Origin of the sequence: Streptococcus sp. HMSC062D07, from assembly GCF_001814215.1 — a bacterium.
Classification (GTDB): Bacteria; Bacillota; Bacilli; order Lactobacillales; family Streptococcaceae; genus Streptococcus; species Streptococcus infantis_I.
This window is the reverse complement of sequence record NZ_KV815324.1, coordinates 21,671-47,309: the sequence shown is the minus strand read 5'-3', so window position 1 is coordinate 47,309 and position 25,639 is coordinate 21,671. Positions and strand designations below refer to the sequence as shown.

The 25,639-nt window shown below is 39.9% G+C and carries 28 protein-coding genes; 3 read left to right on the top strand and 25 right to left on the bottom strand.

Annotation, left to right across the window (positions count from 1 at the left end; genetic code table 11):
- Nucleotides 1-56 precede the first annotated feature (56 nt).
- The 6 genes from HMPREF2957_RS00860 to HMPREF2957_RS00835 all read right to left on the bottom strand — a co-directional run bounded on the left by HMPREF2957_RS00860 (nucleotide 57) and on the right by HMPREF2957_RS00835 (nucleotide 4,720).
- Entirely contained in the window at nucleotides 57-1,094 is a 1,038-nt protein-coding gene (locus tag HMPREF2957_RS00860; RefSeq protein ID WP_004251664.1) for a SepM family pheromone-processing serine protease, read from the bottom strand.
- Nucleotides 1,078-1,566, bottom strand: coding sequence for a pantetheine-phosphate adenylyltransferase (coaD, locus tag HMPREF2957_RS00855; RefSeq protein ID WP_004251661.1), 489 nt, complete (start codon nucleotides 1,564-1,566; stop codon nucleotides 1,078-1,080). Before coaD ends, HMPREF2957_RS00860 begins: the two co-directional genes overlap by 17 nt.
- Nucleotides 1,556-2,095, bottom strand: coding sequence for a 16S rRNA (guanine(966)-N(2))-methyltransferase RsmD (rsmD, locus tag HMPREF2957_RS00850; protein WP_049494510.1), 540 nt, complete (start codon nucleotides 2,093-2,095; stop codon nucleotides 1,556-1,558). The genes coaD and rsmD overlap by 11 nt, the downstream gene beginning before the upstream one ends.
- A 59-nt stretch (nucleotides 2,096-2,154) precedes the next feature.
- Nucleotides 2,155-3,147 (bottom strand): aspartate--ammonia ligase, encoded by a 993-nt coding sequence (asnA, locus tag HMPREF2957_RS00845; protein ID WP_070677014.1) that lies wholly within the window; start codon nucleotides 3,145-3,147, stop codon nucleotides 2,155-2,157.
- Between the two features lie 95 nt (nucleotides 3,148-3,242).
- On the bottom strand, nucleotides 3,243-3,926 hold the full coding sequence (locus HMPREF2957_RS00840; protein WP_070677013.1) for a Bax inhibitor-1/YccA family protein: 684 nt from the start codon (nucleotides 3,924-3,926) through the stop codon (nucleotides 3,243-3,245).
- A gap of 53 nt (nucleotides 3,927-3,979) precedes the next feature.
- Nucleotides 3,980-4,720, bottom strand: coding sequence for a TrmH family RNA methyltransferase (locus tag HMPREF2957_RS00835; protein ID WP_070677012.1), 741 nt, complete (start codon nucleotides 4,718-4,720; stop codon nucleotides 3,980-3,982).
- 33 nt (nucleotides 4,721-4,753) lie between these two features.
- Here HMPREF2957_RS00835 and HMPREF2957_RS00830 point away from each other — a divergent pair, with 33 nt between their 5' ends.
- Both HMPREF2957_RS00830 and yidC read left to right on the top strand, forming a co-directional pair.
- Nucleotides 4,754-5,032 carry an acylphosphatase gene (locus tag HMPREF2957_RS00830; RefSeq protein ID WP_001174501.1) on the top strand — a complete coding sequence of 93 codons (279 nt, stop codon included), beginning with the start codon at nucleotides 4,754-4,756 and terminating at the stop codon, nucleotides 5,030-5,032.
- A gap of 76 nt (nucleotides 5,033-5,108) precedes the next feature.
- Nucleotides 5,109-6,035: a membrane protein insertase YidC gene (yidC, locus tag HMPREF2957_RS00825; protein ID WP_070677011.1), complete on the top strand. Its 927-nt coding sequence runs from the start codon at nucleotides 5,109-5,111 to the stop codon at nucleotides 6,033-6,035.
- Nucleotides 6,036-6,176: 141 nt separating this feature from the next.
- Here yidC and HMPREF2957_RS00820 read toward each other — a convergent pair whose 3' ends face one another.
- The 17 genes from HMPREF2957_RS00820 to HMPREF2957_RS00740 form a co-directional block, all read right to left on the bottom strand.
- Nucleotides 6,177-7,268 (bottom strand): sensor histidine kinase, encoded by a 1,092-nt coding sequence (locus HMPREF2957_RS00820; protein WP_070677010.1) that lies wholly within the window; start codon nucleotides 7,266-7,268, stop codon nucleotides 6,177-6,179.
- Nucleotides 7,238-7,924 carry a response regulator transcription factor gene (locus HMPREF2957_RS00815; protein WP_004251628.1) on the bottom strand — a complete coding sequence of 229 codons (687 nt, stop codon included), beginning with the start codon at nucleotides 7,922-7,924 and terminating at the stop codon, nucleotides 7,238-7,240. Before HMPREF2957_RS00815 ends, HMPREF2957_RS00820 begins: the two co-directional genes overlap by 31 nt.
- A 62-nt stretch (nucleotides 7,925-7,986) precedes the next feature.
- Nucleotides 7,987-8,706, bottom strand: coding sequence for an ABC transporter permease (locus HMPREF2957_RS00810; protein ID WP_004251626.1), 720 nt, complete (start codon nucleotides 8,704-8,706; stop codon nucleotides 7,987-7,989).
- Nucleotide 8,707: 1 nt separating this feature from the next.
- On the bottom strand, nucleotides 8,708-9,493 hold the full coding sequence (locus HMPREF2957_RS00805; protein WP_004251625.1) for an ABC transporter permease: 786 nt from the start codon (nucleotides 9,491-9,493) through the stop codon (nucleotides 8,708-8,710).
- A gap of 1 nt (nucleotide 9,494) precedes the next feature.
- Complete coding sequence (locus HMPREF2957_RS00800) at nucleotides 9,495-10,205, bottom strand: ABC transporter ATP-binding protein (protein WP_004251622.1); 711 nt, start codon at nucleotides 10,203-10,205, stop codon at nucleotides 9,495-9,497.
- A 198-nt stretch (nucleotides 10,206-10,403) separates the two neighbouring features.
- A complete protein-coding gene (gene pflA, locus HMPREF2957_RS00795) occupies nucleotides 10,404-11,198 on the bottom strand; it encodes a pyruvate formate-lyase-activating protein (protein ID WP_004251620.1) in 795 nt (264 codons plus the stop codon).
- Between the two features lie 132 nt (nucleotides 11,199-11,330).
- Nucleotides 11,331-12,584 (bottom strand): diaminopimelate decarboxylase, encoded by a 1,254-nt coding sequence (locus HMPREF2957_RS00790; RefSeq protein WP_070677008.1) that lies wholly within the window; start codon nucleotides 12,582-12,584, stop codon nucleotides 11,331-11,333.
- Nucleotides 12,585-12,656: 72 nt separating this feature from the next.
- Entirely contained in the window at nucleotides 12,657-13,481 is an 825-nt protein-coding gene (purR, locus tag HMPREF2957_RS00785) for a pur operon repressor (protein ID WP_006147832.1), read from the bottom strand.
- Nucleotides 13,482-13,583: 102 nt separating this feature from the next.
- Nucleotides 13,584-14,525 carry a 3'-5' exoribonuclease YhaM family protein gene (locus HMPREF2957_RS00780; protein WP_070677007.1) on the bottom strand — a complete coding sequence of 314 codons (942 nt, stop codon included), beginning with the start codon at nucleotides 14,523-14,525 and terminating at the stop codon, nucleotides 13,584-13,586.
- Complete coding sequence (rmuC, locus tag HMPREF2957_RS00775; protein WP_070677006.1) at nucleotides 14,515-15,771, bottom strand: DNA recombination protein RmuC; 1,257 nt, start codon at nucleotides 15,769-15,771, stop codon at nucleotides 14,515-14,517. Before rmuC ends, HMPREF2957_RS00780 begins: the two co-directional genes overlap by 11 nt.
- 1 nt (nucleotide 15,772) lies before the next feature.
- Nucleotides 15,773-16,435 (bottom strand): thiamine diphosphokinase, encoded by a 663-nt coding sequence (locus tag HMPREF2957_RS00770; protein ID WP_070677005.1) that lies wholly within the window; start codon nucleotides 16,433-16,435, stop codon nucleotides 15,773-15,775.
- Complete coding sequence (gene rpe / locus HMPREF2957_RS00765) at nucleotides 16,398-17,054, bottom strand: ribulose-phosphate 3-epimerase (RefSeq protein WP_070677004.1); 657 nt, start codon at nucleotides 17,052-17,054, stop codon at nucleotides 16,398-16,400. Before rpe ends, HMPREF2957_RS00770 begins: the two co-directional genes overlap by 38 nt.
- Before the next feature lie 10 nt (nucleotides 17,055-17,064).
- A complete protein-coding gene (gene rsgA, locus HMPREF2957_RS00760; RefSeq protein ID WP_004251602.1) occupies nucleotides 17,065-17,943 on the bottom strand; it encodes a ribosome small subunit-dependent GTPase A in 879 nt (292 codons plus the stop codon).
- Nucleotide 17,944: 1 nt separating this feature from the next.
- Nucleotides 17,945-18,817 carry a 16S rRNA (adenine(1518)-N(6)/adenine(1519)-N(6))-dimethyltransferase RsmA gene (rsmA, locus tag HMPREF2957_RS00755; RefSeq protein WP_004251598.1) on the bottom strand — a complete coding sequence of 291 codons (873 nt, stop codon included), beginning with the start codon at nucleotides 18,815-18,817 and terminating at the stop codon, nucleotides 17,945-17,947.
- Nucleotides 18,818-18,847: 30 nt separating this feature from the next.
- Nucleotides 18,848-20,275, bottom strand: a complete 1,428-nt coding sequence (locus HMPREF2957_RS00750; RefSeq protein WP_004251595.1) for an SseB family protein — start codon at nucleotides 20,273-20,275, stop codon at nucleotides 18,848-18,850.
- A 133-nt stretch (nucleotides 20,276-20,408) separates the two neighbouring features.
- The gene (gene rnmV / locus HMPREF2957_RS00745) at nucleotides 20,409-20,972 is read right to left on the bottom strand and encodes a ribonuclease M5 (protein WP_004251592.1); all 564 of its coding nucleotides are present in this window, start codon (nucleotides 20,970-20,972) and stop codon (nucleotides 20,409-20,411) included.
- Entirely contained in the window at nucleotides 20,969-21,745 is a 777-nt protein-coding gene (locus tag HMPREF2957_RS00740; RefSeq protein ID WP_004251591.1) for a TatD family hydrolase, read from the bottom strand. The genes rnmV and HMPREF2957_RS00740 overlap by 4 nt, the downstream gene beginning before the upstream one ends.
- A 155-nt stretch (nucleotides 21,746-21,900) precedes the next feature.
- Here HMPREF2957_RS00740 and HMPREF2957_RS00735 point away from each other — a divergent pair, with 155 nt between their 5' ends.
- Entirely contained in the window at nucleotides 21,901-23,745 is a 1,845-nt protein-coding gene (locus tag HMPREF2957_RS00735) for an APC family permease (protein ID WP_004251587.1), read from the top strand.
- A gap of 181 nt (nucleotides 23,746-23,926) precedes the next feature.
- Here the strand turns inward: HMPREF2957_RS00735 and rpmH are convergent, their stop codons facing one another.
- Complete coding sequence (gene rpmH / locus HMPREF2957_RS00730) at nucleotides 23,927-24,061, bottom strand: 50S ribosomal protein L34 (RefSeq protein WP_000831905.1); 135 nt, start codon at nucleotides 24,059-24,061, stop codon at nucleotides 23,927-23,929.
- Nucleotides 24,062-24,205: 144 nt separating this feature from the next.
- Nucleotides 24,206-25,420 carry a pyridoxal phosphate-dependent aminotransferase gene (locus HMPREF2957_RS00725; RefSeq protein ID WP_004251584.1) on the bottom strand — a complete coding sequence of 405 codons (1,215 nt, stop codon included), beginning with the start codon at nucleotides 25,418-25,420 and terminating at the stop codon, nucleotides 24,206-24,208.
- Nucleotides 25,421-25,639 lie beyond the last annotated feature (219 nt).

The window sequence follows — 25,639 nt, the reverse complement described above, 5'->3', positions numbered from 1 at the left end:
TGCCTATTATACCATCTTCTTTTTTTCTACGCTAGTCTATGGACTTGCACTATATTCTATGGGTTGTTTTTCAAGTAATCAATTGCATCCTGAAGTGTTTTTACAGGAACAATCTTCATGTCTGTTTTAATCATTTCAGCCGCTTCTACAGCCGTGTCATAATTACTTTTAGCATTAGGATTGGCCTTTTTAGCTTCTTCAGTTACTGGATTGTTAGGAGCAAAGAATACAGTAGCTCCTTTTTTTGCAGCAGCAACAACTTTTTTGTCAATTCCACCAATATCACCAACATTTCCATCTCTGTCGATACTTCCTGTACCAGCAATGATACGTCCATTTCGAAGAGTTGGATCTGCAATTTGCGTATAGATGGATAAACTAAACATCATTCCAGCACTCGGACCACCAATGCCAGCAGTTGAAAACTTGATTGGCACGTCACTTGACACTTCTGTGCGGTCAATCAAACCGATTCCAATACCGTTTTTCCCATTTTCCAGAGTAATGATTTTTCCTTCAGCGGTTTTGACTTTCCCGTCTTCTTGGTAAGTAACCTTAACCTTGTCACCTAGCGTTTGAGAATTAACGTAGTCGACCATCTCCTTAGAACTCTCAAAAGTCTTATCATTGACAGCCGTTACTGTGTCAGCGATATTGAGAATACCCTTGAAGGTTGAGTTATCTGTTACGGTCAAAACATAGACTCCCAGGTATTTGAGTTCTATCTCCTTGCCCGCTGCCTTCAGACCTTGATATTTGGCCATGTTCTGCGAAGTTTCCATGTAAAACTGGTTGATTCGCATAAATTCCGCATCTGACGAACCACCAGTCATCTCTTTAGCACTATGTATGTCCGTAAAAGGTGTTAGCCAAGCATAAACCAAGTCAACCAGTCTAGCGTGCTTAACTCCAACTGTTACAAATTGGTAGGAACCTTCTTCTTGGTCAGATTGGTTATTTACTTGTAAAACCTTTCGAATATCTTCTGAAGTCCCTGGCACCTCAATGTAATAAGGAAGTGGTACCGTAAAAGATATAAAAGTGATAATGAGCCCGATGATTAAATATATGGGCCATCTAGTTTTTTTCTTCATTCTTTAACTCCTCTAAGACAGCATTTGGTACATACTTGCTAATATCTTGACCAAACTTCAATAGTTCTCTCACAGCTGAAGAGCTGATGTAAACATGCTCTGGGCGACTATGGAGATAGACTGTCTCAATCTCTCCTGCTAATTGATGGTTGTAAAAATCAAAACTGGCTTCATACTGAAGATCCGCAGCGTTACGCAAACCACGAACAAGAACATGGACACCCAGTTTTCTAGCAACATCAACGACTAATTCATCATGAGAGGCAATGACTTGGACATTTTTAAGGTGTCCCACCGCTTTTTCAACCGTCTCTAGCCGACTTTCTATCGGTAAAAATCCATTTTTGTGTGGATTATAAAAAATTCCCACATACAATCTATCAAAGAGCTTACTTGCGCGTTCAATAAGGTCCAAATGACCATTGGTAATTGGATCAAACGAACCTGTAAATAGCCCAATTTTATCTGACATAAACCGTCACCTTACTAATCCCATATATTTTTTCCTTCCAGATGCCTAAACAGGCGATTTCTTCTGGAAGCTCTACTGATTTATCGGTCTCGCAGACCACCATGACATCTTCTGAAAAAAGATTTCTCTCAGCCATTTTTTCAATGTCGGATACGATCTGTTCCTTTGCATAGGGAGGGTCCAAAAAGATGAGATCAAAGACACCATCCACTTGCTCCAATGCGCGACTGGATTCCATTTTCAATAATTGAAATTTAGAGGTTTCCTTGGTCATCTGAATGTTTTCTGCCACAATATTCTGTGCTCGGCGATCCTTCTCAACTAGGACAGCGCTCGACATCCCTCTTGAAACTGCTTCAATGGATAAGCCCCCACTACCAGCATAGAGATCTAGCACACGCCCTCCTTCAAAGTAAGGGCCAATCATATTGAAAATAGCCCCTCGGACCTTGTCCGATGTCGGCCTCGTTGTTTTCCCGTCCAAGGTCTTTAAAGGACGTCCTCCGTAGATTCCTGATACGATTTTCATAAGGTATATTATACCAAATTCTGATGAAATAAGAAAATCGAACCTCTCGGTTCGATTGATTAAAGAATATTCTCGTAAGTATCTCTAACTTCTTGTGGCCAAACACTAGTTTGGACTTCACCGATGTGCTTCTTACGAAGCAAGAACATCGCCATACGAGACTGTCCAATTCCTCCACCAATTGTCAATGGGAAGAGTCCGTTCAAGAGAGCCCTATGCCATTCTAGGGATAAACGGTCTTCATCTCCTGTAATCGCAACCTGACGACGAAGGGTGTCTTCATCAACACGAATTCCCATAGAAGACAACTCAAAGGCCGCACCTAAGTTATCATTCCAAACAAGGATGTCTCCATTCAAGCCATGATAACCATTTTCAGACTCAGTTGTCCAGTCATCATAGTCTGGTGCGCGTCCGTCATGGGGTTTTCCATCTGACAATACGCCACCGATACCAATCAAGAAAACTGCACCGAATTCCTTACAGATAGCATTTTCACGTTCTTTTGGAGTTAAGTCTGGGTAGCGTTCTACCAATTCTTCAGTATGGATAAAGGTAATTTGCTTCGGCAAGATTGACTCAATATCATAACGGGCTTCGACTGCCAACTCTGTTAAACGAATAGCCTTGTAAATCTTTTCAACTGTTTCCTTGAGATAGGCTAGATTGCGTTGCCCATTTGGAATGACTTTTTCCCAGTCCCACTGGTCGACATAAACTGAGTGAGTCGCATCTAGTGAATCTTCATCCGGACGAAGAGCCTTCATATGAACAAAGAGACCTTCTCCTTCACCAAAACCAAAACGTGCTAAGGTATGGCGTTTCCACTTAGCAAGGGAATGCACCACCTCATAGGTTTCATCTGGAATTTGCAGAACTTTAACAGATACTGGGTGTTCAATACCTGAAAGGTTATCCTGCATCCCGTCCCCAACCTTGCTCAAGATTGGTCCCTGTACTTCTACGACTTCTAACTTATCTTTCAAATATTGGGTAAAGGTATTTTTTACAAAGGAAATCTCTTCTTGCTGATGGATAAAACTTTTCTTCATACGTTGCTCCTTTTGAATAATAAAAAGATTATACCTTTTTGTTGGTGAAAATGAAAGTAAAAATTAAAAAAGAGCTCATTTGAGCTCTAAAAGTATTAATCGTTTCTTCCAAAAATTCGTAAGAAGCTAAGGAAGAGGTTGATAAAGTCGAGGTAGAGGCTAAGTGCTAAAGAAATTGCCCAACCAGTAGCTACCTGGCCATCTGACTCTTCGTAAACATAACGAATTTTTTGATTATCCCAAGCAATCAATCCTGAAAAGACAAGAACCATAATGATACTAATGATATAATCCATAAGGTCACTATTTAAGAAGATATTGATAACCATGGCTAGTATCAAACCAAATAAGGCTGCAATCAAAGCACGACCGATTCCACTCAAATCCTTTTTAATGACTACTCCTACGATAGCCATCACAAAGAAGAGGGCCGCACTGGAGATAAAGGCTGTCAGAACTGTCCCTGGAAGATAAAGTGACACAATGAAGCTTAGTGAGAAACCATTGACCGCTGAATATAGCAGGAATATCGGAAGAGTTGCTGGACTATTCTTTGCTGCTAAACCACTTGCAAAAATCACTAGAGCAACTTCAACAATTCCTGTTACGATTAGCCATACGCGAGCGTTAAGCATTAACTGAACAAGAAGATCTTGAAAGGTTGTTAACATCAAGGCTGAAACAATTGCAGATAAGGCAATCCCAATCCCGACAAAAGCATAGACTTTTGCATAAAATTGATTCAGACCAGAACGTCCTTGAATAATTGTTTGATTCATATCTTTTTCTCCTTATGAAATCTTTTTACTGATTATAACAAAAATAAAACAATTTAACTCAAATAAAACATGAGTATGCCTGCAGCAATGGCAACGTTGAGACTTTCCGCTTGCCCTTTCATGGTAATATGAACCAGTTGGTCTGCCTGATTTGTCATGAATGGGCTAATGCCTTGACCTTCATTTCCCATAACTAGGGCAAAATTCTCTAGCCGAGCAAGCTCACGATAGTCTTTAGAGTTTTGTGATAAGGTGGTTGCTAGAATTGGTAAATTGCTCTTTTTAGCCTCTTCTACAAATGTTTCAACAGGCATCCGATAAATCGGCAAATGAAAATGACTGCCCTGCATGGATCGGAGAGTCTTCAAACTATAAATATCTGCTGACTTGCTTGAAACGATGACTCCAGAAAAACCTGCTGCATCTGCCGTTCGGATCATTGTGCCAACATTTCCAGGATCCTGCACGTCTTCCAAGAAAAGATATTTCCCTTGACTCAAATCCGGCAACTGCTCTTCTTCCTTTTGAACAATGGCTACAATGCCCTGAGGAGTTTGTGAATCTGCTAAATCAAGCAAAATTTCTTCGGCCACAAAGACAGTCTGAGGATAGTCCGTTAATTTTTTACCATACTCTGTAAGGGAAAAAATTCTCTCTATCTTTGCACCTGCTTGAACAGCCTCTTCAAACAAATGCCATCCTTCTATTAAATAAGATGATTTTCGATATTTTTTTTGATGCAATTTCTTGGCATTTTTTACCACAGAATTCGCTTTAGAGGTTATAATAGTCATAGGAGTATTATAACACAATCAAGGAGGTTTGGTATGCAAAAGGTCAAAATGATCGCACAGGGTCGCGTTCAAGGCGTTGGTTTCCGCTGGGGCGTCTATACCCTTGCCCTCGAGCTAGGTGGAATCACTGGACGTGTCTGGAACAACGATGACGGAACAGTTGAAATTCTTGCCCAAGCAGAGTCTTCAGCTATCATGGCTAAGTTCATCCAAGAGATCCGAAAAGGACCTACTCCCTTCTCAAAAGTAACCTATCTAGATGTTCAATTGAGCAACTTCCCATCCTATTCAGATTTCAAAGTAGCAAATTAGGTCTCTAGAACTATTGTATATTTTCAAAAAAAACAGTAGAATAGAAAGGTATCATTTTTAAGAAGGAATTAAAACAGTGAAATCAATTAAACGAATCGCCCTCTCTATCATGGGAGTGGCCATGCTATTAGTCTTAACAGGCTGTGTCCAGGTTGATAAAGCAACCGGACAACCAACAGGATTTATTTGGAATACAATCGGAGCACCTATGGCTGAAGCCATCAAGTACTTTGCTACTGATAAAGGGCTAGGCTTCGGGGTCGCTATTATTATCGTAACCATTATCGTCCGCTTGATTATTTTGCCACTTGGGATCTACCAATCATGGAAGGCAACGCTTCATTCTGAAAAGATGAACGCCCTCAAGCATGTTCTTGAGCCACATCAAACTCGTCTCAAAGAAGCAACTACTCAAGAAGAAAAACTGGAAGCCCAACAAGCTCTCTTTGCTGCTCAAAAAGAGCACGGTATCAGCATGTTTGGCGGAGTAGGATGTTTCCCTATCCTCATTCAAATGCCTTTCTTCTCAGCAATCTACTTTGCAGCTCAACATACAGAAGGTGTTTCTGAAGCTAGCTTCTTAGGAATTGCACTTGGTTCTCCAAGTTGGATTCTTATCGCCTGTGCAGGTGTTCTCTACTACGTCCAATCGCTCCTTTCACTACACGGAGTTGAAGACGAGACTCAAAGAGAACAACTCAAAAAGATGATTTACATGAGTCCAATGATGATTGTCATGTTCTCTATCTTCTCACCAGCCAGCGTTACGCTTTACTGGGTTGTCGGTGGTTTCATGATGATCCTTCAACAATTCATCGTCAACTACATCATTCGTCCAAAACTTCGTAAAAAAGTACGTGAAGAATATGCCAAGAACCCACCAAAAGCAAGTAAAACTTCAGGTGCTCGTAAAGATGTAACTCCTGAATCAGCAGCAATTATCTCAACTTCTGCTAAGAAGAAAAATAAAAAACGCAATTCTGGAAAACAACATTCTAGATAAAGCTACGTGTGCTATCCAATAATTAAAAAAACGAATGAATGACAATTAGTTTTCATGAACTAGGTATCATTCATTCGTTTTTATTATCTACTTTCACATCTTAATTTATTTAAATCCTATGACAACAAATTAGTAAGTAAATCACTTTGATTTAATACAATTAAGAGCCATTAAAACTTCTGCTCCCTCGTCTCTATTTCTAAGCTCAACTCGGCCTTTGTGCAGTTTTGCAACTCTACATACAAAACTAAGTCCAATACCAAAATGTTGCTCTTTAACCGTTCTAGCTTTATCCATACGATAAAAGAGCTTCCCAAAATTAGTTAAAACTTCATCTGGAAATTCAGAGCCATTATTCCATATCCCTATTTTCAATTCCTTCCCCTCTTGCTCTACCCTAATTTTAATTTTAGGATTCTGTTTATCTGCATACTCCAAAGCATTTGTTAAAATATTTTGTATTGCACGAATCAGAAGAGATGGATTTATATAATAGCTTTCAGTTCCTTTCAAATTTTGTTCAAAAGAAAACTTCATCTGATTTTTTATCAAAAAAGAGACTTCTTTCTCTAATTCATTGATAAAATCTGAAGAAGAATACTCCGTCCAACCTGTCTCATCATCATAGTAAGTTTTAGAATAATGAATCAACTGATTAAAATAATCAAGCAAGCGTTGACTAGCATGAACTATATCCGCTAAACATTCTTTAGACTGCTCATCTTTAGTGGAAATGTGCAAAAATTCTGCATTCCCTTTGATGATAGTTAGAGGTGTCTTTAAATCATGAGAAGCTGCTGAAACCTGAAACATCAAATCTTCTTTCTGTTGCTTCTCATCATCTAATAGCTGTCGAATACGATTTTGCATCACAATAATGCGATTACCAGTCTCACGAAACTCCTTAACCGTTAATCTTTCTGTACATTCGCTTTCAAGCCACATACTATTTTCATAAATCAAATTCATTTCATAACTTAGTTTTTTCAACAATTTACCAATGTGATAACTTATTAGAATAATCAATAAAACACAAATATATATCCATGATGACACATTAAAAAAAATTGATTGAACATCATTATTTTTAAGAGGCTTCCCATCTTCATTTATTTGTATAGATACTGAAGCTAAGGGAATAAGATAGGCCATTAGTAAGCCAAGACTAAACTGCCAAATAATTCTCCAGCAGGTTTCTCGAATTAATTGTCTAAAACTTTTGATTCTACCCATTGATATCCTCCACCGTACAAGGTTTTAATTGGATTTAATTGATAAGGTTTCAGCTTTTGACGAATTTGATAAATGTACTCTGAAACCGAACGTAAAAGAGCTTCTGAACTTTGTGGATATAAATAATTATAGATTTCCTCTATAGAATATATTTTACTTGGGTTACTTGCTAAAAGATTCACTATATCAAATTCCCTCCTTGTCAAGGCAATCTTATCTTCGTTTACAAATAGTTCCTTACTATCCGTATATAGTATAAGCTTCCCAATCTTTATTTGATGAACATTTCCTTTAGTCCGTTCTTCACGACGTAAGTGCATTTTAACACGTGCTAAAAGCTCTGGCATACTAAAGGGCTTGATAATATAATCATCAGCTCCTGCATTGATTCCAGCCACCAAATCTTCATCCATATCCTTAGCAGTTATAAAACAGATAGGAACAGATATCTGCTCGCGAATCATCTGACAGACTTCTAAACCACTAACAGGCATCATAATATCTAATAAAATCAAGTCAAATCCTGTAAAATCACAAAGATCAATCTCTTCTATGTTATCTCGTATGACTACTTCATACTTTTCATACTCTAGTACCTTCTTTATTAGGCGAAGAATAGCAAGATCATCATCTACAACTAAAATTTTATAAGCCATAACTCACGCTCCTAAGTTATATTATATCATTAACTGAGAAAAAGACAGGATAGCCCCTGTCTTTAGCGTACATTTCTTCCTATAAGTATCAGTGTAGCAACTACAAAAACAATTAATAACCAAACTATTTGTATCCCCAGACCTTGCCAAACTGGGTAATAAAGTGATAAAGGATGGATATAGTAACAGTTCATACTAGCTAGTAATGGTAAATTTCTAAAAAAAGAACTGAATTGTAGTAGCATTTGTCCCAAGCCCAATAAAAGAGATAAACTTATTCCCAAAATTAAGGTAAAAGATCGGAAAATAAATACAAAAATACCACTTAAAAGAGAGAAGGTTAAAATAGAAATACAAACTGGAAATAGGATTGTTAGAACATTTTTAATATTGCTCAAAAGATTGATATTGTAGTATCCTTGGGCAATTAGTATACATACTGATATTAAAGCTAGCAATAATACAATTTCCACACATAACACAATAGCTAGTTTACATATTATAAATTTTAAACGATTTGGACATGTAAGAAAACTTGTACGAAGGCTAGAACCTGTAAATTCTTGACCTATAAATAGTATAGCTAGACTAATAAAACCTGCCTGTCCTAAATAGAGACTTTGCAGTAGCTGTTCCAAAACAAAGTGTAGGGTCAACTGATCTGGTTTACTATTTAAAAAAATAACCATCGGCGGAACACAAAGTAATAGAGCACCTATAATCAACCAATGCCAAGGATTCATAATAAACTTGAGATACTCACTTTTAAATTGCTCTTTCAACTCATTCCCCTCCTCCAACATCTGACTTAAGTAACCGGTAAATTGCCAAAACCAAGAATGACAAATTCCAACAAAGTAAAAGCAAAATATTTTGTAAACTATTCTGTTCCAACATTTGAGGAGATGTAGCAATCAGTCCATAGCTCAATGAAACTGGAAGAAATTTCGCAATTGATATATGATCGGCTAAGAATGTTCCTAAATTGTAGACTTGAGGAAGCAAAAACAATAGGGGAACAAGGGCTTTTTTAAATGTTAAAGCCAGAATATAGGCTAAAAGCCCCAACAACGTCCAAGCTATACTGTCCAAAAACATATAGAACCAAACTGTCCCATTTAGTGAAAAAAGTAATAAACCATCTTGTCCTAAAACATAATGTGTCATGTTAATCGTCAGAAATATTGATAGGAAGGAAATGACAAAAGAAAATACCAGCCAAACTAATGTTTTTGAAACTAGGAAAGTACTTCTACTCGTATTAGAAAGGAGGCTTGTGCGAATAGCAGAGCCTTTATACTCTTCAGCTCCGTAGATTGAGCCTAAGATAATCATAAAAAAAACGCCAACTAAAGTAACATCAAAACCTAAAAATTCAATAGGGGGAATAGCTTCTACTAACTCTGGGGTTGTCTCTGGGGTAGCATGGATACCAACTGAAACAATTTGAGATGCACCAATATTTGCTAAAAACGTTTGAAATACTAGTATCAAGAATAGTACAACATGAGTAGCTCTCTTATAAAGTAATTTCAATATTTCAGAATGAAGAGAGTAAATAAGTGCCATGTCACTTTCCTCCCTCTGTTAATCTAAAGAAGACTTCCTCCAGTGAAGAAAGATTTTTCATCACTTCTTGTAAAGTCCCTTTTATAAGAACTTTGCCTTTATTTATGATGACCACATCATCTGTCACTGCTTCCACTTCCGATAATATATGAGATGATAGCAAGACGGTCTTTCCTTCTTGAGCTTGTTTTTTTATAAACTCTCTAAACCACCGAATTCCTCTTGGATCCAACCCATTTGTCGGTTCATCCAATATCAAATACTGAGGATCCCCTAATAGAGCTGTTGCAATTCCCAAGCGTTGTCCTTCTCCTAATGATAATTTTCCTATTTTAGATTTTTTCTTATGGCTAATATCCACCATATCCAAGACTTGCTCAATTCGCTGGCTGGATATTCCATTACTAGCAGCAACAATTTTCAAATGTTGATAAACAGTCCGATCATCAGGAGCTCCGACACTGTCAAATGAAGCTCCTACAGTCTTTAGAGGAAATTTTAATTCCTTATAAGTTTGATTTCCAATTTTGGTAAGACCAGATGTTGCTTTGTCTAATCCTAATAAGATACGTAAGGTTGAACTTTTACCAGCTCCATTTGGACCAAGGAAAGCAGTCACTCTACCTGCTTTTGCTTCAAAAGAAATATCTTTTAAAATTTGAGTGTGACCATATGACTTACATAGATTTTTAATGGTAATACTTTGTTCCATAGATGTCTCCTGTTCAATTTTTTGTTTTATCGTTTTAAACAAGTATATATTAACCAATAATTTTCGGATTTTTTTCAGAATTTTAAATCTTTATAAAATCTGTATTGTCATATAAATCATAAAAATTTTGTTTAATTTAATCTTATTTGTATTTATTTGTGTAAACTTAAAAGCCCGATGTTTCCATCAGGCTTCTTTTTATCCATGTACACGTTTCATGTAATCTTGATAGCTTTCTGTATCCATCAATTCCTTAGCGTTCTTCACACGATCTGCTGTTGGAGGTTTAACCCCTTCAAGTGAATACGGAATCCCAAGTTCACGCCATTTGAATTCTCCCATAGTGTGGTAGGGTAGGATTTCAAACTTATCAACGTTTTTAAGAGTTTTTACGAACTTCCCAAGTTCAATCAAATCTTCATCACGGTCTGTCAATCCAGGCACAAGAACGTGACGAATCCAAACAGGTTTCCCAATATCTGACAAGTACTGAGCACAAGCCAAGATGTTTTTATTGGTTTGACTGGTTACAATCTTGTGTTGTGCTTCGTTGATTTCCTTGATATCAAGAAGAACCAAGTCTGTCACGGCCATTAGTTTGTTGAATTTCTCTAAATAACGTGGTTTATTACGGAATGGAAGGGCACAAGTATCCAAGGTACAGTGGATTCCTTTTTCTTTTGCTTTTGTAAAGAGAGCAATCAAGAAATCAATCTGCAAGAGAGCTTCTCCTCCACTGACTGTGATACCTCCCTTGTCTCCCCAGAAACCACGATAACGAAGCGCTTCTTCTAGAACATCATCTACTGTTCGTACACGAGATTTATTGGTTTCCATCGCCCATGTGTCAGGGTTATGGCAATACTGGCAACGCATCTGACAGCCCTGCAAAAAGACAATGAAACGAATTCCAGGGCCATCTACCGCCCCAAAACTCTCTGTCGAATGCACCATTCCTGTCACTTGTCCATAGTCAATTGTTTCTTCAGACATCACGTCACCTTCCTTGAAACCGTTTTATAGCTTTATTATATCATGCCTGAAAAGAAAAACCACAGATTTTGTCTATTTTTTAGAAAACAAACTGTTTTTCACTTTCAACTTTCATGATTTTCAAAAATTCTTCTAATCCTTGTCAAAGTCGAATCCATAGAGAGTCGCAAAATAGTCCTCAGGTCGCTCTGCTCTGCGGATTAGTCGTGCACCACCGTCCTCTGTGTAGAGAATCTCTGCTGAACGAAGTTTCGCATTGTACTGGTAACCCATAGAGAATCCATGCGCACCTGTATCATGAATGACTAACAGATCACCAATTTCTGTTTGAGGTAGTTCACGATTAACTGCAAACTTGTCGTTGTTTTCACAAAGTGAACCAACAACATCAACGACCTCCGTCTGACCGTCAGGATTCATCATATTGGTGATGTGGTGATAAGCTCCATACATAGCCGGTCTCATAAGATTGACAGCTGATGCATCTACTCCGAGATAAGTTCGGTAGGTTTTCTTTTTATGGGTTACTTTAGTCACTAGAATTCCATGAGGTGCCAACATAAAGCGTCCTAGTTCTGTAAAAATCTTAACTTGACCAAGACCTGCTGGCGTAAGAACTTCTTCATAAACCTGACGAACACCCTCACCAATTAAAGCAATGTCATTAGGCTCTTGTTCTGGGCGGTAGTTGACCCCGATTCCTCCAGAAAGATTGATGAAATCAAGGGAGATTCCTAATTTATCTTTTATTTCTACAGCTAATTCAAAAAGCTGTCGCGCCAATTCTGGATAATAGAGATGAGTAACAGTATTGGAAGCTAGGAAGGAATGAATCCCAAAAGTTCTTGCTCCCTTTTCTTTCAAGATAGCAAAGGCTTCAAAGAGCTGTTCCTTTGTCATCCCGAACTTAGCTTCACCAGGATTATCCATAATATCCGTTCCTAGTTCAAATACGCCACCAGGATTGTAACGGCAAGAGATAATCTCAGGAATTCCCGCAGCGCGCTCTAAATGGTCGATATCTTCAAAGGCATCCAAGTTGATAGTCGCCCCTAATTCACGGGCATAGGCGTACTCTCGGTCTGGTGTATTGTTTGATGAAAACATCATCTCCGCCCCTGTAAACCCAAGCTTGTGACTCATCAAGAGCTCTACATAACTAGAACAATCCACTCCACATCCTTCTTCTTGCAAAATCTTCAAGATAGCTGGAGTTGGGGTTGCCTTAACTGCGAAGTATTCTTTAAAGCCTTTATTCCAAGAGAAAGCTTTGTTTACTGCGCGTGCTTTCTTGCGAATACCTTTTTCATCGTAGAGATGGAATGGAGTTGGAAACTCTTCAACAATCTTTTCTAAGTCTTCACGTTTAATAAATGGCGTCTTCATAGGGCTCCTTCATATTCATTATCAAAGAAAGGCTGGGACGAAAGTTCCAACCTTTAAGCATCTTATTCTCTCTTATTTTTCTGTTTCGAAGATGTTCCCAACTTCAACTTCAATTTGTTGGTTCTTCACATCAATATTGGTAACTTTTAAGAGTGATTTGTAGTCAAACTGCTGTTCACGATCTTCCTGCGCATTATCAGCAAAGACAGCTACACCAGCTAACTCAGAATCAAACTCTGTTAAAAGGCTAATCATACCGTTAATCGTTCCTCCGCCTTTCAAAAAGTCATCAACAATCAGGACACGGCTTCCTGCCTTAAGGCTACGTTTTGAAAGGAACATTTTTTCAATACGGTCGCTAGAACCTGAGACGTAGTTAACACTCACAGTTGAACCTTCTGTGATTTTCAAGTCACGACGAACAATGACAAAAGGTACGTTGAGAACATTTGCTACTGCATTTGCAAGCGGAACCCCTTTGGTCGCTACCGTCATAACAGCATCAATCTTTTGGTCCATAAAGCTCTTGGCAATAATGCGACCGATATTTTTTAAAATAGCCGGAGTACTAAGGAGATCAGACAAATAAATGTAGCCTCCTGGCAGAATGCGGTCACTCTCTGAAAGTTTATCACGAAGCTCTTGGATAATTGTTTTAGACTCAAGGGTAGAGATAGAAGGTGTGAAAATAACCCCACCACCAGCACCTGTCACCGTTTGAATATGGCCGATTTCAATTTCTTCAAAGGCGCGCTTAATAATGACAATATCTTCTGAAATAGAAGATTTGGCAGATTCATACTTTTCCGCGAAGGTATTGAGACTGGTTAATTTGTATGGATTGTTAATCAAATAATTGGAAATAACAACCATCCGATCACTTCTTCTTAATTTCATTAGTTATTCACCATTCTTTTTAATTAGTCTTTTTCTCATTATAACACACTAAAGCAAAAAAAACGAACTTTATTGTCTAAATAAAGCTCATTTTTTTAGTTTCTAGTCTAATTTTGGCTTGTAGAAGGAACGATTGTCCATTGCAAAGACTTTATTGGTCATTTCCCCCTCATCAACAAGAGCCAGAGCTGTTGACATCATCATCATACTCGCATCCAAATTATCAATCATATGAATAATTTCAGCTTCCATCACACGAGGACGAACTGGACTACCATACTCGAGTAATCCATGGTGACTGAGAATCACATGGCGCAGAAGCACCACTTCTTCTCGAGTGTCATCGATACCAAGTTCCATAACTGCTTTGGTAATCTCGCCATCAATCAAAGCGATATGGCCGATAAGATTTCCTCTCACTGTATACTCTGTCTGGTCCGGACCTGTTAACTCAATAACCTTAGCCAGGTCATGAAGCATAATTCCCGCATAGAGCAAGCTCTTATTGAGTTGTGGGTACACATCCGCAATTGCCTCTGCTAAACGAACCATAGTCGCCGTATGATAAGCAAGCCCTGTTTCAAAGGCATGGTGGTTGGTTTTTGCAGCTGGATAAGAATAAAATTCTTTATCATATTTGGTATAGAGGGCCCGAACAATTCGTTGCCAGATGGGATTTTCAATCTTGAAAATCATCTGTGCCATGTACTCACGGATTTCTTTAACATCCACTGGTGATTTGACCTTGAAGTCTGCTGGGTCATTGGGTTCGCCAGGCTGAGGTAAGCGAAGGGTGATTTGATTTACCTGTGGAGTGTTGTTGTAAACTTCACGACGCCCTTGCATGTGGACAACTTTTCCTGCAGTAAAGGCCTCAACGTTATGAGGTTGAGCATCCCAAAGCTTTCCTTCGATTTCCCCACTATCATCTTGGAAGGTGAAAGCTAGGTAATTTTTCCCAGCACGCGTCTGTCTCAGATCGGCTGATTTGATCAGATAAAAGCCCTCGAACAGTTCATCTTTTTTCATGTGACTAATCTTCATATTCTTCCTCATCTTCTTGGAACTGGAGCAAATCAAGCATAGACTCACCTTCTGACAATTCAATATGTCGGAGAGTTCGCTCGATAGCTGAAGTACGTCGGTTTAACAATTCATCAATATTACCAGTGGCATGTTGGAGGTGTTTTTGCGCTTTAACCAGAATACCACCAAACTTTCCAAATTCGGTTTTAACGTTGGCTAGAGTTTGGCTAATATGGTCAGCACTCTTTTGGATATTCAGAGTCTTGAAGCCGACCGATAGGGAGTTAAGAAGGGCTGACAAGGTACTTGGTCCCGCAACGATAATCTGCTCTTCCCGTCTCAAGCCATCAAAGAAAATCGGATTTCTAACGATTTCTGAGTAAAGACCTTCTGTCGGAACAAACAAGACTCCAAAATTAGTTGTCCGAGGTGGCGCCAGGTACTTACTCTTAATATACTTAGCAAAACGCTTGACGCTTGCTAGGAGAGACTTACGACAGCGCTCAATCTCGTCCTTGTCACCTGCTTCATAAGCCTCTTCTAAGCGGTAATAATCCGCCAGTGGAAACTTAGAATCAATCGGTAGATAAACATATTCCTGGTCACCTTGCCCAGGCAACTTGATGGCGTACTCGACTCGCTCACTCGAATTTTCAACCGTTGCAAATTCTCGTTCATACTGAGCAGGTGTCATGATATCTTCGATAATCTGCCCCAGTTGTAATTCTCCTAGAATCCCTCGGGTCTTAGTTCCGGAAAGAACTTTATTTAACGCACCAACATCACGCGCCACCGTCTGCATTTCTCCAAGGCCACGATTGACAGATTCCAGTTGTTTTGAAACTGTCTCGAAAGACGCTTGCAAGCGTGTCTGCAAGGTCTTTTCTAACTTTTCCTCGACCGTTTGGCGCATCTGCTCTAAACGTTGCTCATTTGACTCCTGCAAGGCCTGTAGTCGTTGGTCGGTCTTATCTCTGGTTTGGAGGAGGTTTTCATTCATCTCCTGTCGAACCTGAGTCAAACCTTGGTGCAATTCGTTTCGCACCTCCTGCAAACGGTCGCTAACAGCCACTTCAAGATTTTTTTGGTCCAGCTGACTAGACTGTCTGGCTTGCTCAAATCGATAATCTAACTGGTCTGAAAGGTTATCTGCCTGGTCTTCTAAACTTTTGGTCAGGTATTTCTCCTGCCTATCCTGCCTTTGCCAAATAAGAAAGAGGCCGGCTAGGTTAGCAATTAGTAACAGTAGTAATATAATCTCCATCCTATCTCCTGTCCTTGCTATGCAGTACAACCACATAGCCATCTGGGCAAGTCACTGAAACTTCCCTATCTATATATTCGTTAGAAGCGTAAACTTTCTTAAAGAAAAAATTCTCCTCTGTCAATTCATACTTGGCACCGAGAATAGTCAATCGACTATCCCTCACAGGCATAAAAGCTAGATAATTATAGTCCGAACGTGGTTCTAGCTGACTGATCCCTTCTGGGCAATAGCTAATCAAGTTTTGCCCATCCTCAATCTCTATTTGGCGCATATAGGGTGCCAATTTGGGATTGCTGGGTAGAAAGACATTGGCCAGCATATGGTCAATACGACCACCTAGGGCACCAAAAATGGTCACCTGAGCCTGAGGATTTTTTTCAAAAATCGTTAAAAGTGCTAGTTCCAGATCGGTATCATCCTTCTCTGGCTGAGCTTGGACAAAGTGCTGGGCACGTTCTTGAATCAACTGACGCTCTTCTACAGTCACAGAATCAAAATCCCCAACTGCTAAAGCAAGAGGAAGTTCTTCTTCCAATACCCAGAGTGAGCCTCGATCCACACCGACAAAACAGTCAAAATCTGTCCGGTAGTGACCGCGGTCTCCCCCTGCAAAAACTGCAGCTTTAGTCCAGTTGATTTCTGAGAGCTTGCACTCGTTCATTGACATCTCCCTTAAAGACATAAGATCCCGCTACAAAAACTGTAGCGCCAGCTTCTTTGGCTTGAGCAATGGTTTGGTCATCAATACCACCATCGACTTCGATTTCAAAGTTCAAGCCTTTTTCTTCACGAAGAGCAACTAACTCACGAATCTTATCCATGGTTTCAGGCAGAAAAGCTTGCCCACCAAATCCAGGGTTCACCGTCATGACCAAAACTTGATCAACTAAGTGAAGGACATGTTTAATCGCCTCAATAGGCGTACCTGGATTAATGACAACCGAAGGTTTAACACCGAGAGAACGAATCTTTTGAAGAGCGCCATGAATATGAGGTGTCGCTTCAACATGGATGCTGATGATGTCAGCTCCTGCACGCGCAAAATCCTCTAAATGATGTTCTGGGTTAGAGACCATCAAGTGGCAGTCAAAGACCATCTTACTATGAGGTCGAAGACTTTCGACTACACCTGCACCAAAGCTGATCTGAGGTACAAAGTGACCATCCATGATATCGATATGGGCGTATTCTGCCCCAGTTGCTTCTAGGCGTTTAATTTCACGTTCAAAGTTGGCATAATCTGCTGCCAGAATTGACGGAGCAATCTTGTATTGAGACATAGGTTTCTCCTTATTTTGGAATTTTTTTGCTGACTTTTTTATAGGTTTCTCTGCGATTTTCAATCTCACTGAGGAATTGTAGATAGTTGTCGAAACGGAAGTTTGCAATGATGCCCTCTTCTACTGCTGGTTTCACTGCACAAGATGGTTCATGAGTATGCGTACAAGTACGGAACTTACAGTCGCGACTGACACTAGCAATCTCTGGAAAGGCCTGGTTCAGCTCTTCAGCACTTGATACTTCATAATCTAGCGACGAAAAACCTGGTGTATCTGCGATTTTGCCTCCATTTAGGTTGTAAAAACTAACAGCTCGAGTGGTATGACGACCACGGCCTAGACTATCAGAGATTTCTCCCGTCTCTAGATTGAGGTCAGGAGCAATTTTATTAAGCAGGGTTGACTTCCCAACACCTGTCTGCCCCATAAAGACTGTCACTTTGTCTGTCAACAAGGGTAAAAGTTCTTCTTTACTCGTCACAAAATCGTAACCAATAGCACGATAGGTTTTCTCGTAGAAATCCAGTTCTCTCCTATCCTCTAGTAAGTCCATTTTGGAAATATAGACGATAGGATGAATGTCCTTGTGCTCTAAAAGAACCAAAAAACGATCCAACAAGTTGCTATTAAAGTCAGGTTCTTTAACGGACATAATGACAACGGCTTGGTCAATATTGACAATGGGTGGACGAACCAGACTATTTTTTCGTTCATGAATCTTGAGAATATAACCTTCAGAATTTTCCTCCGCAGAAAAATCTACCCAATCTCCAACATAGGGTGTGTGGCCTTTTTTACGAAAATTCCCACGCGCGCGTGTTTGATAAACCTGACCATCACTTTCCACATAGTAGAAACCCGCTAAGGCTTTAATGATTTGTCCCTGCATCTTAGAGCCCTTGTCCTTTAAGCGCATCTGCTAGACTAGCAAATTCTGCCAAGCTGAGAGCTTCACCACGTACAGATGGTGACAAGCCTGCTTGGTCCAAAGCCTTGGTCAATTTATCCTTGACTTCTTCAGACTTCCCAAAGTAACCTGTCAAGTTGTTCCACAAGGTCTTACGACGATGAGTAAAACTAGCCTTGGAAACTTTAAAGAAGAAGTTCTCATCTTTTACTGCTACAGCAGGTTCTGGACGGCGTACCATTTTTAAGATAGCTGAATCTACGTTGGGCGCTGGCACAAATACTGTACGAGGCACGATAAAGGCAACCTTGGCCGTCATGTAATACTGAACTGCAATTGACAAGCTACCGTATGCCTTGGTATTTGGCTTAGCAGAGATACGATCTGCCACTTCTTTTTGCATCATGACCACAAACTCACTAAAAGGAATACCACTTTCAATCAAGTGCATGAGAATAGGCGTCGTGATATAGTAAGGCAAGTTGGCTACTACCTTAATAGGCAGGTCAGGATTTTTAAAATTTTGGATATGTTGCGCTAGGTCAACTTTTAGAATGTCCTCGTTGACTACGGTCACATTATCAAAATCACGCAGAGTATCCGCTAGAATTGGCACCAAACGGTGGTCAATCTCAAAGGCCATGACTTGAGCTGCACGCTCAGCTAAAAATTCCGTCAAAGCACCAATCCCTGGACCGATCTCGATGACATTGACCTGGTCATCAATTTCAGCCGTATCCACAATTTTTTGAAGGATATTGGTATCGGTCAAGAAATTTTGTCCGAAGGATTTTTTAAAGGTAAAACCGTGACGCTCCAGCACTGCCTTGGTCACGCTATAATCTGCAATTCTCATTTATTCTCTTTTCTAATATTAAAGAACTTTCTAATCTTGAGCTCTTCCTTCTTGTTCCTCACTAAGCTTTTGCATGTCTCTAAAAGCTGTTAGGCTAACATAGGCACCCGCTTCATAGTATTCCGTTGGGTTAATGGCATAGTCAAAAACTTCAATCATGCCTCCTGCTTCTTCTATCATGCCATTCCACTTTTCATCAAAGACCATTCTCAGACGTTTCCAATCAGTAAATACTGGAACAGAATTTCTGCCATTTTTTCCTTCTTTGACTGGAATGTTAAAACTGGAATCTTTTTCCAAGACAAAGGAGTTCCCTTCCTGACTCTCTCCCTTAAATTCCGAAGCTGCATCTAAAGGCAATAGGAATTTTGCTTTAGGCATAGCTTCTGAGAAGAACTTATAATAGAGTTTATAAAGTAATTCTTGCTCTTCCGTAATCGGATAATCTAGTTGCCCCATCAACAGCATCCATCTTACCAGGTCAGGATTCATGACAGGCACTTGTATTTCTGGTAAATCAGAAAAATCTGGTTTTTGAACCAAGGCAGAGGCACTGATGCTGACTTCCTTGGAATTAAAGATTGCTCCCAAGGCACCATTTAGGTAAAAGGCTGTCCCTAGGAAATTTTCAATCCCTTTTTTATCTTCCGTATTTTCAATCAGTTTTACGACTGAATTTGGTCGACTATCAATGGTTTCCTTGAATTGGCGATACCAAGATGGGGTCAAAAGCATGATCATGGGATCAGTACACAGATAACCTTCCTCACCTCTGTCATAAGTAGTTGAAAAGAGATAAGGTTCGCCTGTTTTTTCAGAATAAACTGCATAAATAGAATCTGCTACTAACAACTTGTCTTTGACGATTTCCGCGAGACGTTCCAACTTGCGAGTGTTGGCTTGATAGCTTTCTTCACTTTCAGTTTCCTGATTTTGACGGCATTTCCATAAAAAGAGACGTAAAATCTCTACACTGTCATCAAGGCTAGCTGCCAAATAGTCTTCATTTGTTAACTGACCCTCTTGGATGGCTACAAAAGCACGATAAAGAGCATCTGAATAAGCAGACAAGCGAGTCTCTTCATCCACACCTGGGCTATAAAGTACACTTCCTTTTTTCAATTTATCCAAAGAAGGATTCCTATCAACCACTAGATGGGCAAGAACTTCATCAGTTAGACTATCTGCATCTTTGTTTTGACTGCTGAGTTTTTTAACCTCTACAGTACCAAGACTTTCCATTCCTTGGTCGGGATTGCAAAACTGCAACTGATCTCCAACCTTGATACTACCTTCTAGACTCCCAACAATCAATAATTGGTTCGTTTCCTTCATCGGGAACAGATCTAGAACACCCACGCAAGCATTGCCTTTCGCCTCTTCTACTTCCTTATTGGATTCATTTGTTTCAGTAGGTTTTGTTGCTTCTGTCTTTTTTAAAAAATCAAAGATTCCCATAACTTTTCCTCATCATCTCCACTTAACTCAATTCCTATGGAGTCACTTTTCTAATGCTTGCTACCAAGCCTGATTAAACCGTATATGATTACTTCTATTGTATCACATTCCCTCCACATTTTGGGGGAGTTTCTCAATTATCATAATATTTCATGGCCTCTTCAATTTCTGCCAAACTGATACCAAATAACTCTAAACGTTTAAGAAGTTGTTTCCCATTGGAATAACCGATGCGAAGATTCTCTCCTAAATATTCTCTGCGTTTTCGGCTATCTGCTCCAGCTAGAAAACCAAGGCGAATCAAGTCACTACGGCTAATATCAAAGTCGCTTTCTACTTCAAACTGCTCAGTTACTTGTTCCAGCGCTGTTCTCAAGTCTTCGTAGCTAGCATGCTCAATTCCTAGAGAACGTCCCTTGGTCTTAGATTTTGGCACTGCCTCATCACGTTTGAGAAAGGCGTGCTGAACTGTCGGAATGGCCGTCATAATCATCCGACGAATGCGTTCCCCGTTAAAATCAGGATCCGTAAAGACAATCACCCCATAACGTTGGTGTAGACGTTGGATTCGTTCAAGGTCCTGTTCATTGATAGCCGAGCCACGAGTCTCATAGGTCTCCACATCAAAATAACGTTTGAGATTGGCCGTATCATCGCGTCCTTCTACCACGATGACTTGGGAAATTTTCTCTTTCATGATTCACGTTCCAATCCAAAGATGCCTTCTGCATTAGCACTTGTCACTTCTGCCAATTCTTCTGTCGTCATACCACGCAAGTCTGCAATAAAGTCTACTACATAGCGCGTGTAAGCTGTCTTGTTTTCACGACCACGCTTGGGTACTGGGGCTAAATAAGGGGCATCTGTCTCTACCAAAATCTTATCCAAAGGTAAACCTTTAGCTGCCTCCTGTATGTCAGTCGCTTTTTTAAAGGTTACTACTCCAGAAAAGGAAATGGTCATGCCAAGCTCCACAAACTTCTCCGCCCAATCCAAAGAACCTGAAAAGGAGTGCATAATCCCACCACGTGGACCGACTCCCTCACTCTTAATAATTTCATAGGTATCTTCGAGCGCATCACGGGTGTGAACCACAAAAGGTAAATCTAATTCCTTAGATAGCTGAATCTGACGACGAAAAACCTTTTCTTGAACTTCCTTAGATGCCGTCATCCAGTGGTAGTCCAAACCAATCTCGCCCAAGGCAACAACTTTTGGATGTTTTAGTTTTTCTAGCAAGTAATTCTCAACATCCGTTGTATAGGTTCCTGCTTCCGTTGGATGCCAGCCAATCGTCGCATAGAGTTGGCCATACTTATCCACTAGTTCAAGAGCACGCTCAATAGTCGGTTTGTCAAAACCAACAATATTCATCCGAGTTACGCCCATTTCAGCCGCTAAGGCAAGTTCTTCTTCTTCGCGTCCCAAAAATTCTTCCACATTCAAGTGGGTATGAGTATCAAAAATCATTTATATTTCCTCGTTTTTTCTACCTTCTATTATACCAAAAAAACTAGCCTCATCCTTATAGGAAAAAATATTTTGAAATCATTCATTTTTTCTTGACGACTTTTTTTCATAGCAGTATAATAACTCTTGTTGAAATTTTCAGAAAAGGAAAGAAAATGTTTACAAAACTAAAATATACCTTTATCGGTCGTCCCCTTAAATCCTTAACTGAAGGCGAGGGAGGACTACTTGGAAAAACGCAGGCACTCGCAATGCTATCAAGTGATGCCCTATCTTCTATCGCTTATGGACCTGAACAGGTCGTTCTCGTATTGGCTAGTCTTTCTCCGCTTGCTATCTGGTGGAGTCTCCCTATTGGCATTTTTGTCCTCTTACTATTAGCTAGCCTGACCATTTCTTATAGACAAATCATCCATGCCTACCCTCAAGGTGGAGGTGCCTATATGGTTACTCGAGAAAACCTCTCTCCTGAGTTAGGTTTGATTGCTGGGGGAAGTCTGCTTGTCGACTATATGCTAACAGTAGCCGTATCAGTGGCTGCAGGTGCGGATGCAATCACTGCTGCACTTCCCGCACTCCATCCTTACAACCTCCACATCTCCATTTTTCTGGTCTGTTTGCTCATGCTTTTGAATCTGCGAGGCTTGAGGGAATCTGCTAGTTCTCTGATGATTCCGGTCTACCTCTTTATCTTTAGTACAGTCTTCCTCTTATTGTTTGGTATCTTCCAACTATTGACAGGTTCTCTAAGCTATCATGCAACTTCTGCAATTGGTCAAACTGTCCCAAGTCTCTCAATTGTCCTGATTTTAAGAGCCTTTACCAGCGGTTCAGCTTCATTAACTGGGGTTGAAGCCATCTCAAATGCTGTTCCATTTTTCAAGACCCCTAAAGAAAAGAACGCAGCTCAGACACTGACCATCATGTCTCTGATTCTTGGATTTCTCTTTGCAGGAATTACTTTCCTAAACTACTGGATGGGGATTACACCTCAACACGGAGAAACAATCCTCTCACAAATGGCTAAAGGAATTTTAGGGGATTCAGCTCTCGGTCAGGTTGTTTATTATCTCTTCCAATTTTCAACAGCTCTCATCCTTGCCGTAGCTGCAAATACTGGTTTTTCTGCCTTTCCGATGTTGGCTTACAATATGGCTAAAAACAAGTACATGCCCCATCTCTTTATGGAGAAGGGAGATCGCCTAGGTTACTCAAACGGTATCTTAACACTAGCCTTTGGCGCTATGATTCTTCTGCTCATTTTTAACGGAAATACGGAACGCTTGATTCCTCTCTATACTATCGGAGTTTTCGTTCCTTTTGCACTTTCTCAAACAGGGATGATTCGCCATTGGAAAAAAGAAAAAGGCTCTCATTTCTTAAAATCTGCCTTTGCAAATATCCTCGGTGCCATCATTTGTTACGCTATCGTTCTTATTCTACTCCTCTTCAGACTTGGAGATATCTGGCCATTCTTCCCAATTATCCTGGTCCTAACCTTCCTATTTCTGTCCATCCACAGTCATTACCAAAAAGTGGCCAAGCAACTTCGACTTTATGAAGGGATTCAAAAACAAAGCTACGATGGCAATGTCGTCCTTGTCTTAGTAGGAAATGTTACTCGAGTCAGTGTTGGAGCGATTAATTACGCTCAAAGCATAGGAGATGAAGTTTTGGCTATGCACATTTCCACCAAGGAAACTGAGGAAAAAGACCAAGAAATCCTCCAAGAATTTGCCGACTACTTCCCAAATATTACTCTTAAAAACATTAATACCAGCTATCGCGATATTATCACACCTACAGTTCGATATGTTCGAAAGATTTCTCAAGAAGCCAAGAAAAAGAACTACACGGTTACAGTTCTTGTACCCCAATTTATCCCTAACAAACCTTGGCAAAATATCCTCCACAATCAAATGAGCCTTAAATTAAAATATGCTCTCAGATGGCACGAAGATGTCGTCGTTGCTAGCTACTCTTATCATTTGAAAGAATAAAGAAAAGCTCAAAATCAGAGAAATTATCTTCTGATCTTGAGCTTTTTCTATATGTGATTTTTTCAAGACGTCTTCTAAAATGTTTATTCTCAATCAATAACTTTAGAAAACAATCTTTTTAAATAAAAGAAAAATCAGTAGGCTCGAGTTCCTACTGACTTCTTTGTTTCATTTGTTTGGATTATGCAGCCAAAACTTTGCGTCCTTTACGACGACGAGCTGCCAATACGCGACGACCGTTTTTAGTTGACATACGGTTACGGAATCCGTGTTTGCGCGCACGACGAAGTTTACTTGGTTGATAAGTACGTTTCACGATGAATACCTCCTCATAGATTTTGTATTCGTTTAGCCGGCTATAAAGTGATCAGTTACTAAACATACTTTACTATTCTATCTGATTCTTACGTATTTGTCAATAGCTCTGACAAATGTTTCCAGCTTTTTTGCTATGAAAGCCTTATCTACGATACTGCTTCAAGAAGCGAGTCATCTTTTCCTGTATTTGGGCCAACTCATCGACACGTGGTAGATAAACGATACGGAAGTGATCTGGTTCTTTCCAGTTAAAGCCACGTCCATGTACCAAAAGCACTTTTTCTTGTTTCAAGAAATTAAGGACAAATTGTTCATCGTCATCGATACGGTACATATTGCGGTCGATTTTAGGGAAGATATAAAGACCTGCTTTTGGCTTAACAGCTGATAAACCAGGGATATCTTGAATGGCATTATAAATAAAGTTTCTTTGCTCATAGATACGACCACCAGGAAGAAGCAACTCATCCACTGACTGGTGACCACCTAGTGACGTTTGAACCACCTGTTGAGCAAGGACGTTCGAACAGAGACGCATGTTTGAGAGCATGTTGAGACCTTCAATGTAGCCCTTTACATGATGTTTAGGTCCAGACAAGACCATCCAACCAACACGGAAACCAGCGATACGGTGAGATTTAGACAAACCATTCATGCTGACACAGAAAAGGTCTGGAGCCAAACTAGCGACTGGTGTGTGGACATTGCCATCCATCACCATACGGTCGTAAATTTCATCCGCAAAGATAATCAAGTCATTTTGACGAGCAATCTCGATGATATCTAGTAAGAGTTCTTTAGGATAGAGAGCCCCCGTTGGGTTATTCGGATTGATCAAAACAATGGCCTTGGTATTTGAACTAATCTTAGACTTGATATCATCTAGGTCTGGATACCATTCCGCTTCTTCATCACAGACGTAGTGAACGGCATTTCCCCCAGCCAAGCTGACAGCAGCAGTCCAAAGAGGATAGTCAGGCATAGGAACCAAGACCTCATCGCCATTATCCAAAAGCCCTTGCATAGACATAACGATTAGCTCACTAACCCCATTTCCAAGGTAGATATCATCAATATCCACATTGGGGAATTTCTTCAGTTGACAATACTGCATGATGGCCTTGCGAGCTGAGAAAATCCCTTTGGAGTCAGAATATCCCTCACTATCACGCGCATTCATAATCAAGTCGTGGATAACCTCATCTGGAGCCGTAAAGCCAAACTCAGCTGGGTTTCCTGTATTTAGACGCAAAATCTTTTCACCATTTGCGCGCATGCGCATCGCTTCTTCCAAAACTGGACCACGGATATCATAAGCCACATGCTCTAATTTTATTGATTTGTTAAATTCTTTCATTTGAGTTCCTCTATTCATCAGGATAGTTAATATTATACCACTCCAAAAAGAAATCGTAAATCTCCCAGTACTATTCCACAAAAAAACCTTGCTTAACGCAAGGTAACAGGACAAATCCGATTTCTTTCTATTTTTGGAGAAGAAAGAGTAGATATACTTCTCTAAAAAGCTGGACAAATTGGACCAAAATCTTTGTAGAGAAACTCTGGTGATCGAAAA

Bases quoted from the DNA above. Each gene is read 5' to 3' on its own strand.
- HMPREF2957_RS00860 (WP_004251664.1), bottom strand. From the start codon at position 1,094: ATGAAGAAAAAAACTAGATGGCCCATATATTTAATCATCGGGCTCATT.
- coaD (WP_004251661.1), bottom strand. From the start codon at position 1,566: ATGTCAGATAAAATTGGGCTATTTACAGGTTCGTTTGATCCAATTACC.
- rsmD (WP_049494510.1), bottom strand. From the start codon at position 2,095: ATGAAAATCGTATCAGGAATCTACGGAGGACGTCCTTTAAAGACCTTG.
- asnA (WP_070677014.1), bottom strand. From the start codon at position 3,147: ATGAAGAAAAGTTTTATCCATCAGCAAGAAGAGATTTCCTTTGTAAAA.
- HMPREF2957_RS00840 (WP_070677013.1), bottom strand. From the start codon at position 3,926: ATGAATCAAACAATTATTCAAGGACGTTCTGGTCTGAATCAATTTTAT.
- HMPREF2957_RS00835 (WP_070677012.1), bottom strand. From the start codon at position 4,720: ATGACTATTATAACCTCTAAAGCGAATTCTGTGGTAAAAAATGCCAAG.
- HMPREF2957_RS00830 (WP_001174501.1), top strand. From the start codon at position 4,754: ATGCAAAAGGTCAAAATGATCGCACAGGGTCGCGTTCAAGGCGTTGGT.
- HMPREF2957_RS00820 (WP_070677010.1), bottom strand. From the start codon at position 7,268: ATGGGTAGAATCAAAAGTTTTAGACAATTAATTCGAGAAACCTGCTGG.
- HMPREF2957_RS00815 (WP_004251628.1), bottom strand. From the start codon at position 7,924: ATGGCTTATAAAATTTTAGTTGTAGATGATGATCTTGCTATTCTTCGC.
- HMPREF2957_RS00805 (WP_004251625.1), bottom strand. From the start codon at position 9,493: ATGGCACTTATTTACTCTCTTCATTCTGAAATATTGAAATTACTTTAT.
- HMPREF2957_RS00800 (WP_004251622.1), bottom strand. From the start codon at position 10,205: ATGGAACAAAGTATTACCATTAAAAATCTATGTAAGTCATATGGTCAC.
- pflA (WP_004251620.1), bottom strand. From the start codon at position 11,198: ATGTCTGAAGAAACAATTGACTATGGACAAGTGACAGGAATGGTGCAT.
- HMPREF2957_RS00790 (WP_070677008.1), bottom strand. From the start codon at position 12,584: ATGAAGACGCCATTTATTAAACGTGAAGACTTAGAAAAGATTGTTGAA.
- purR (WP_006147832.1), bottom strand. From the start codon at position 13,481: ATGAAATTAAGAAGAAGTGATCGGATGGTTGTTATTTCCAATTATTTG.
- HMPREF2957_RS00780 (WP_070677007.1), bottom strand. From the start codon at position 14,525: ATGAAGATTAGTCACATGAAAAAAGATGAACTGTTCGAGGGCTTTTAT.
- rmuC (WP_070677006.1), bottom strand. From the start codon at position 15,771: ATGGAGATTATATTACTACTGTTACTAATTGCTAACCTAGCCGGCCTC.
- HMPREF2957_RS00770 (WP_070677005.1), bottom strand. From the start codon at position 16,435: ATGAACGAGTGCAAGCTCTCAGAAATCAACTGGACTAAAGCTGCAGTT.
- rpe (WP_070677004.1), bottom strand. From the start codon at position 17,054: ATGTCTCAATACAAGATTGCTCCGTCAATTCTGGCAGCAGATTATGCC.
- rsgA (WP_004251602.1), bottom strand. From the start codon at position 17,943: ATGCAGGGACAAATCATTAAAGCCTTAGCGGGTTTCTACTATGTGGAA.
- rsmA (WP_004251598.1), bottom strand. From the start codon at position 18,817: ATGAGAATTGCAGATTATAGCGTGACCAAGGCAGTGCTGGAGCGTCAC.
- HMPREF2957_RS00750 (WP_004251595.1), bottom strand. From the start codon at position 20,275: ATGGGAATCTTTGATTTTTTAAAAAAGACAGAAGCAACAAAACCTACT.
- rnmV (WP_004251592.1), bottom strand. From the start codon at position 20,972: ATGAAAGAGAAAATTTCCCAAGTCATCGTGGTAGAAGGACGCGATGAT.
- HMPREF2957_RS00740 (WP_004251591.1), bottom strand. From the start codon at position 21,745: ATGATTTTTGATACTCATACCCACTTGAATGTGGAAGAATTTTTGGGA.
- HMPREF2957_RS00735 (WP_004251587.1), top strand. From the start codon at position 21,901: ATGTTTACAAAACTAAAATATACCTTTATCGGTCGTCCCCTTAAATCC.
- HMPREF2957_RS00725 (WP_004251584.1), bottom strand. From the start codon at position 25,420: ATGAAAGAATTTAACAAATCAATAAAATTAGAGCATGTGGCTTATGAT.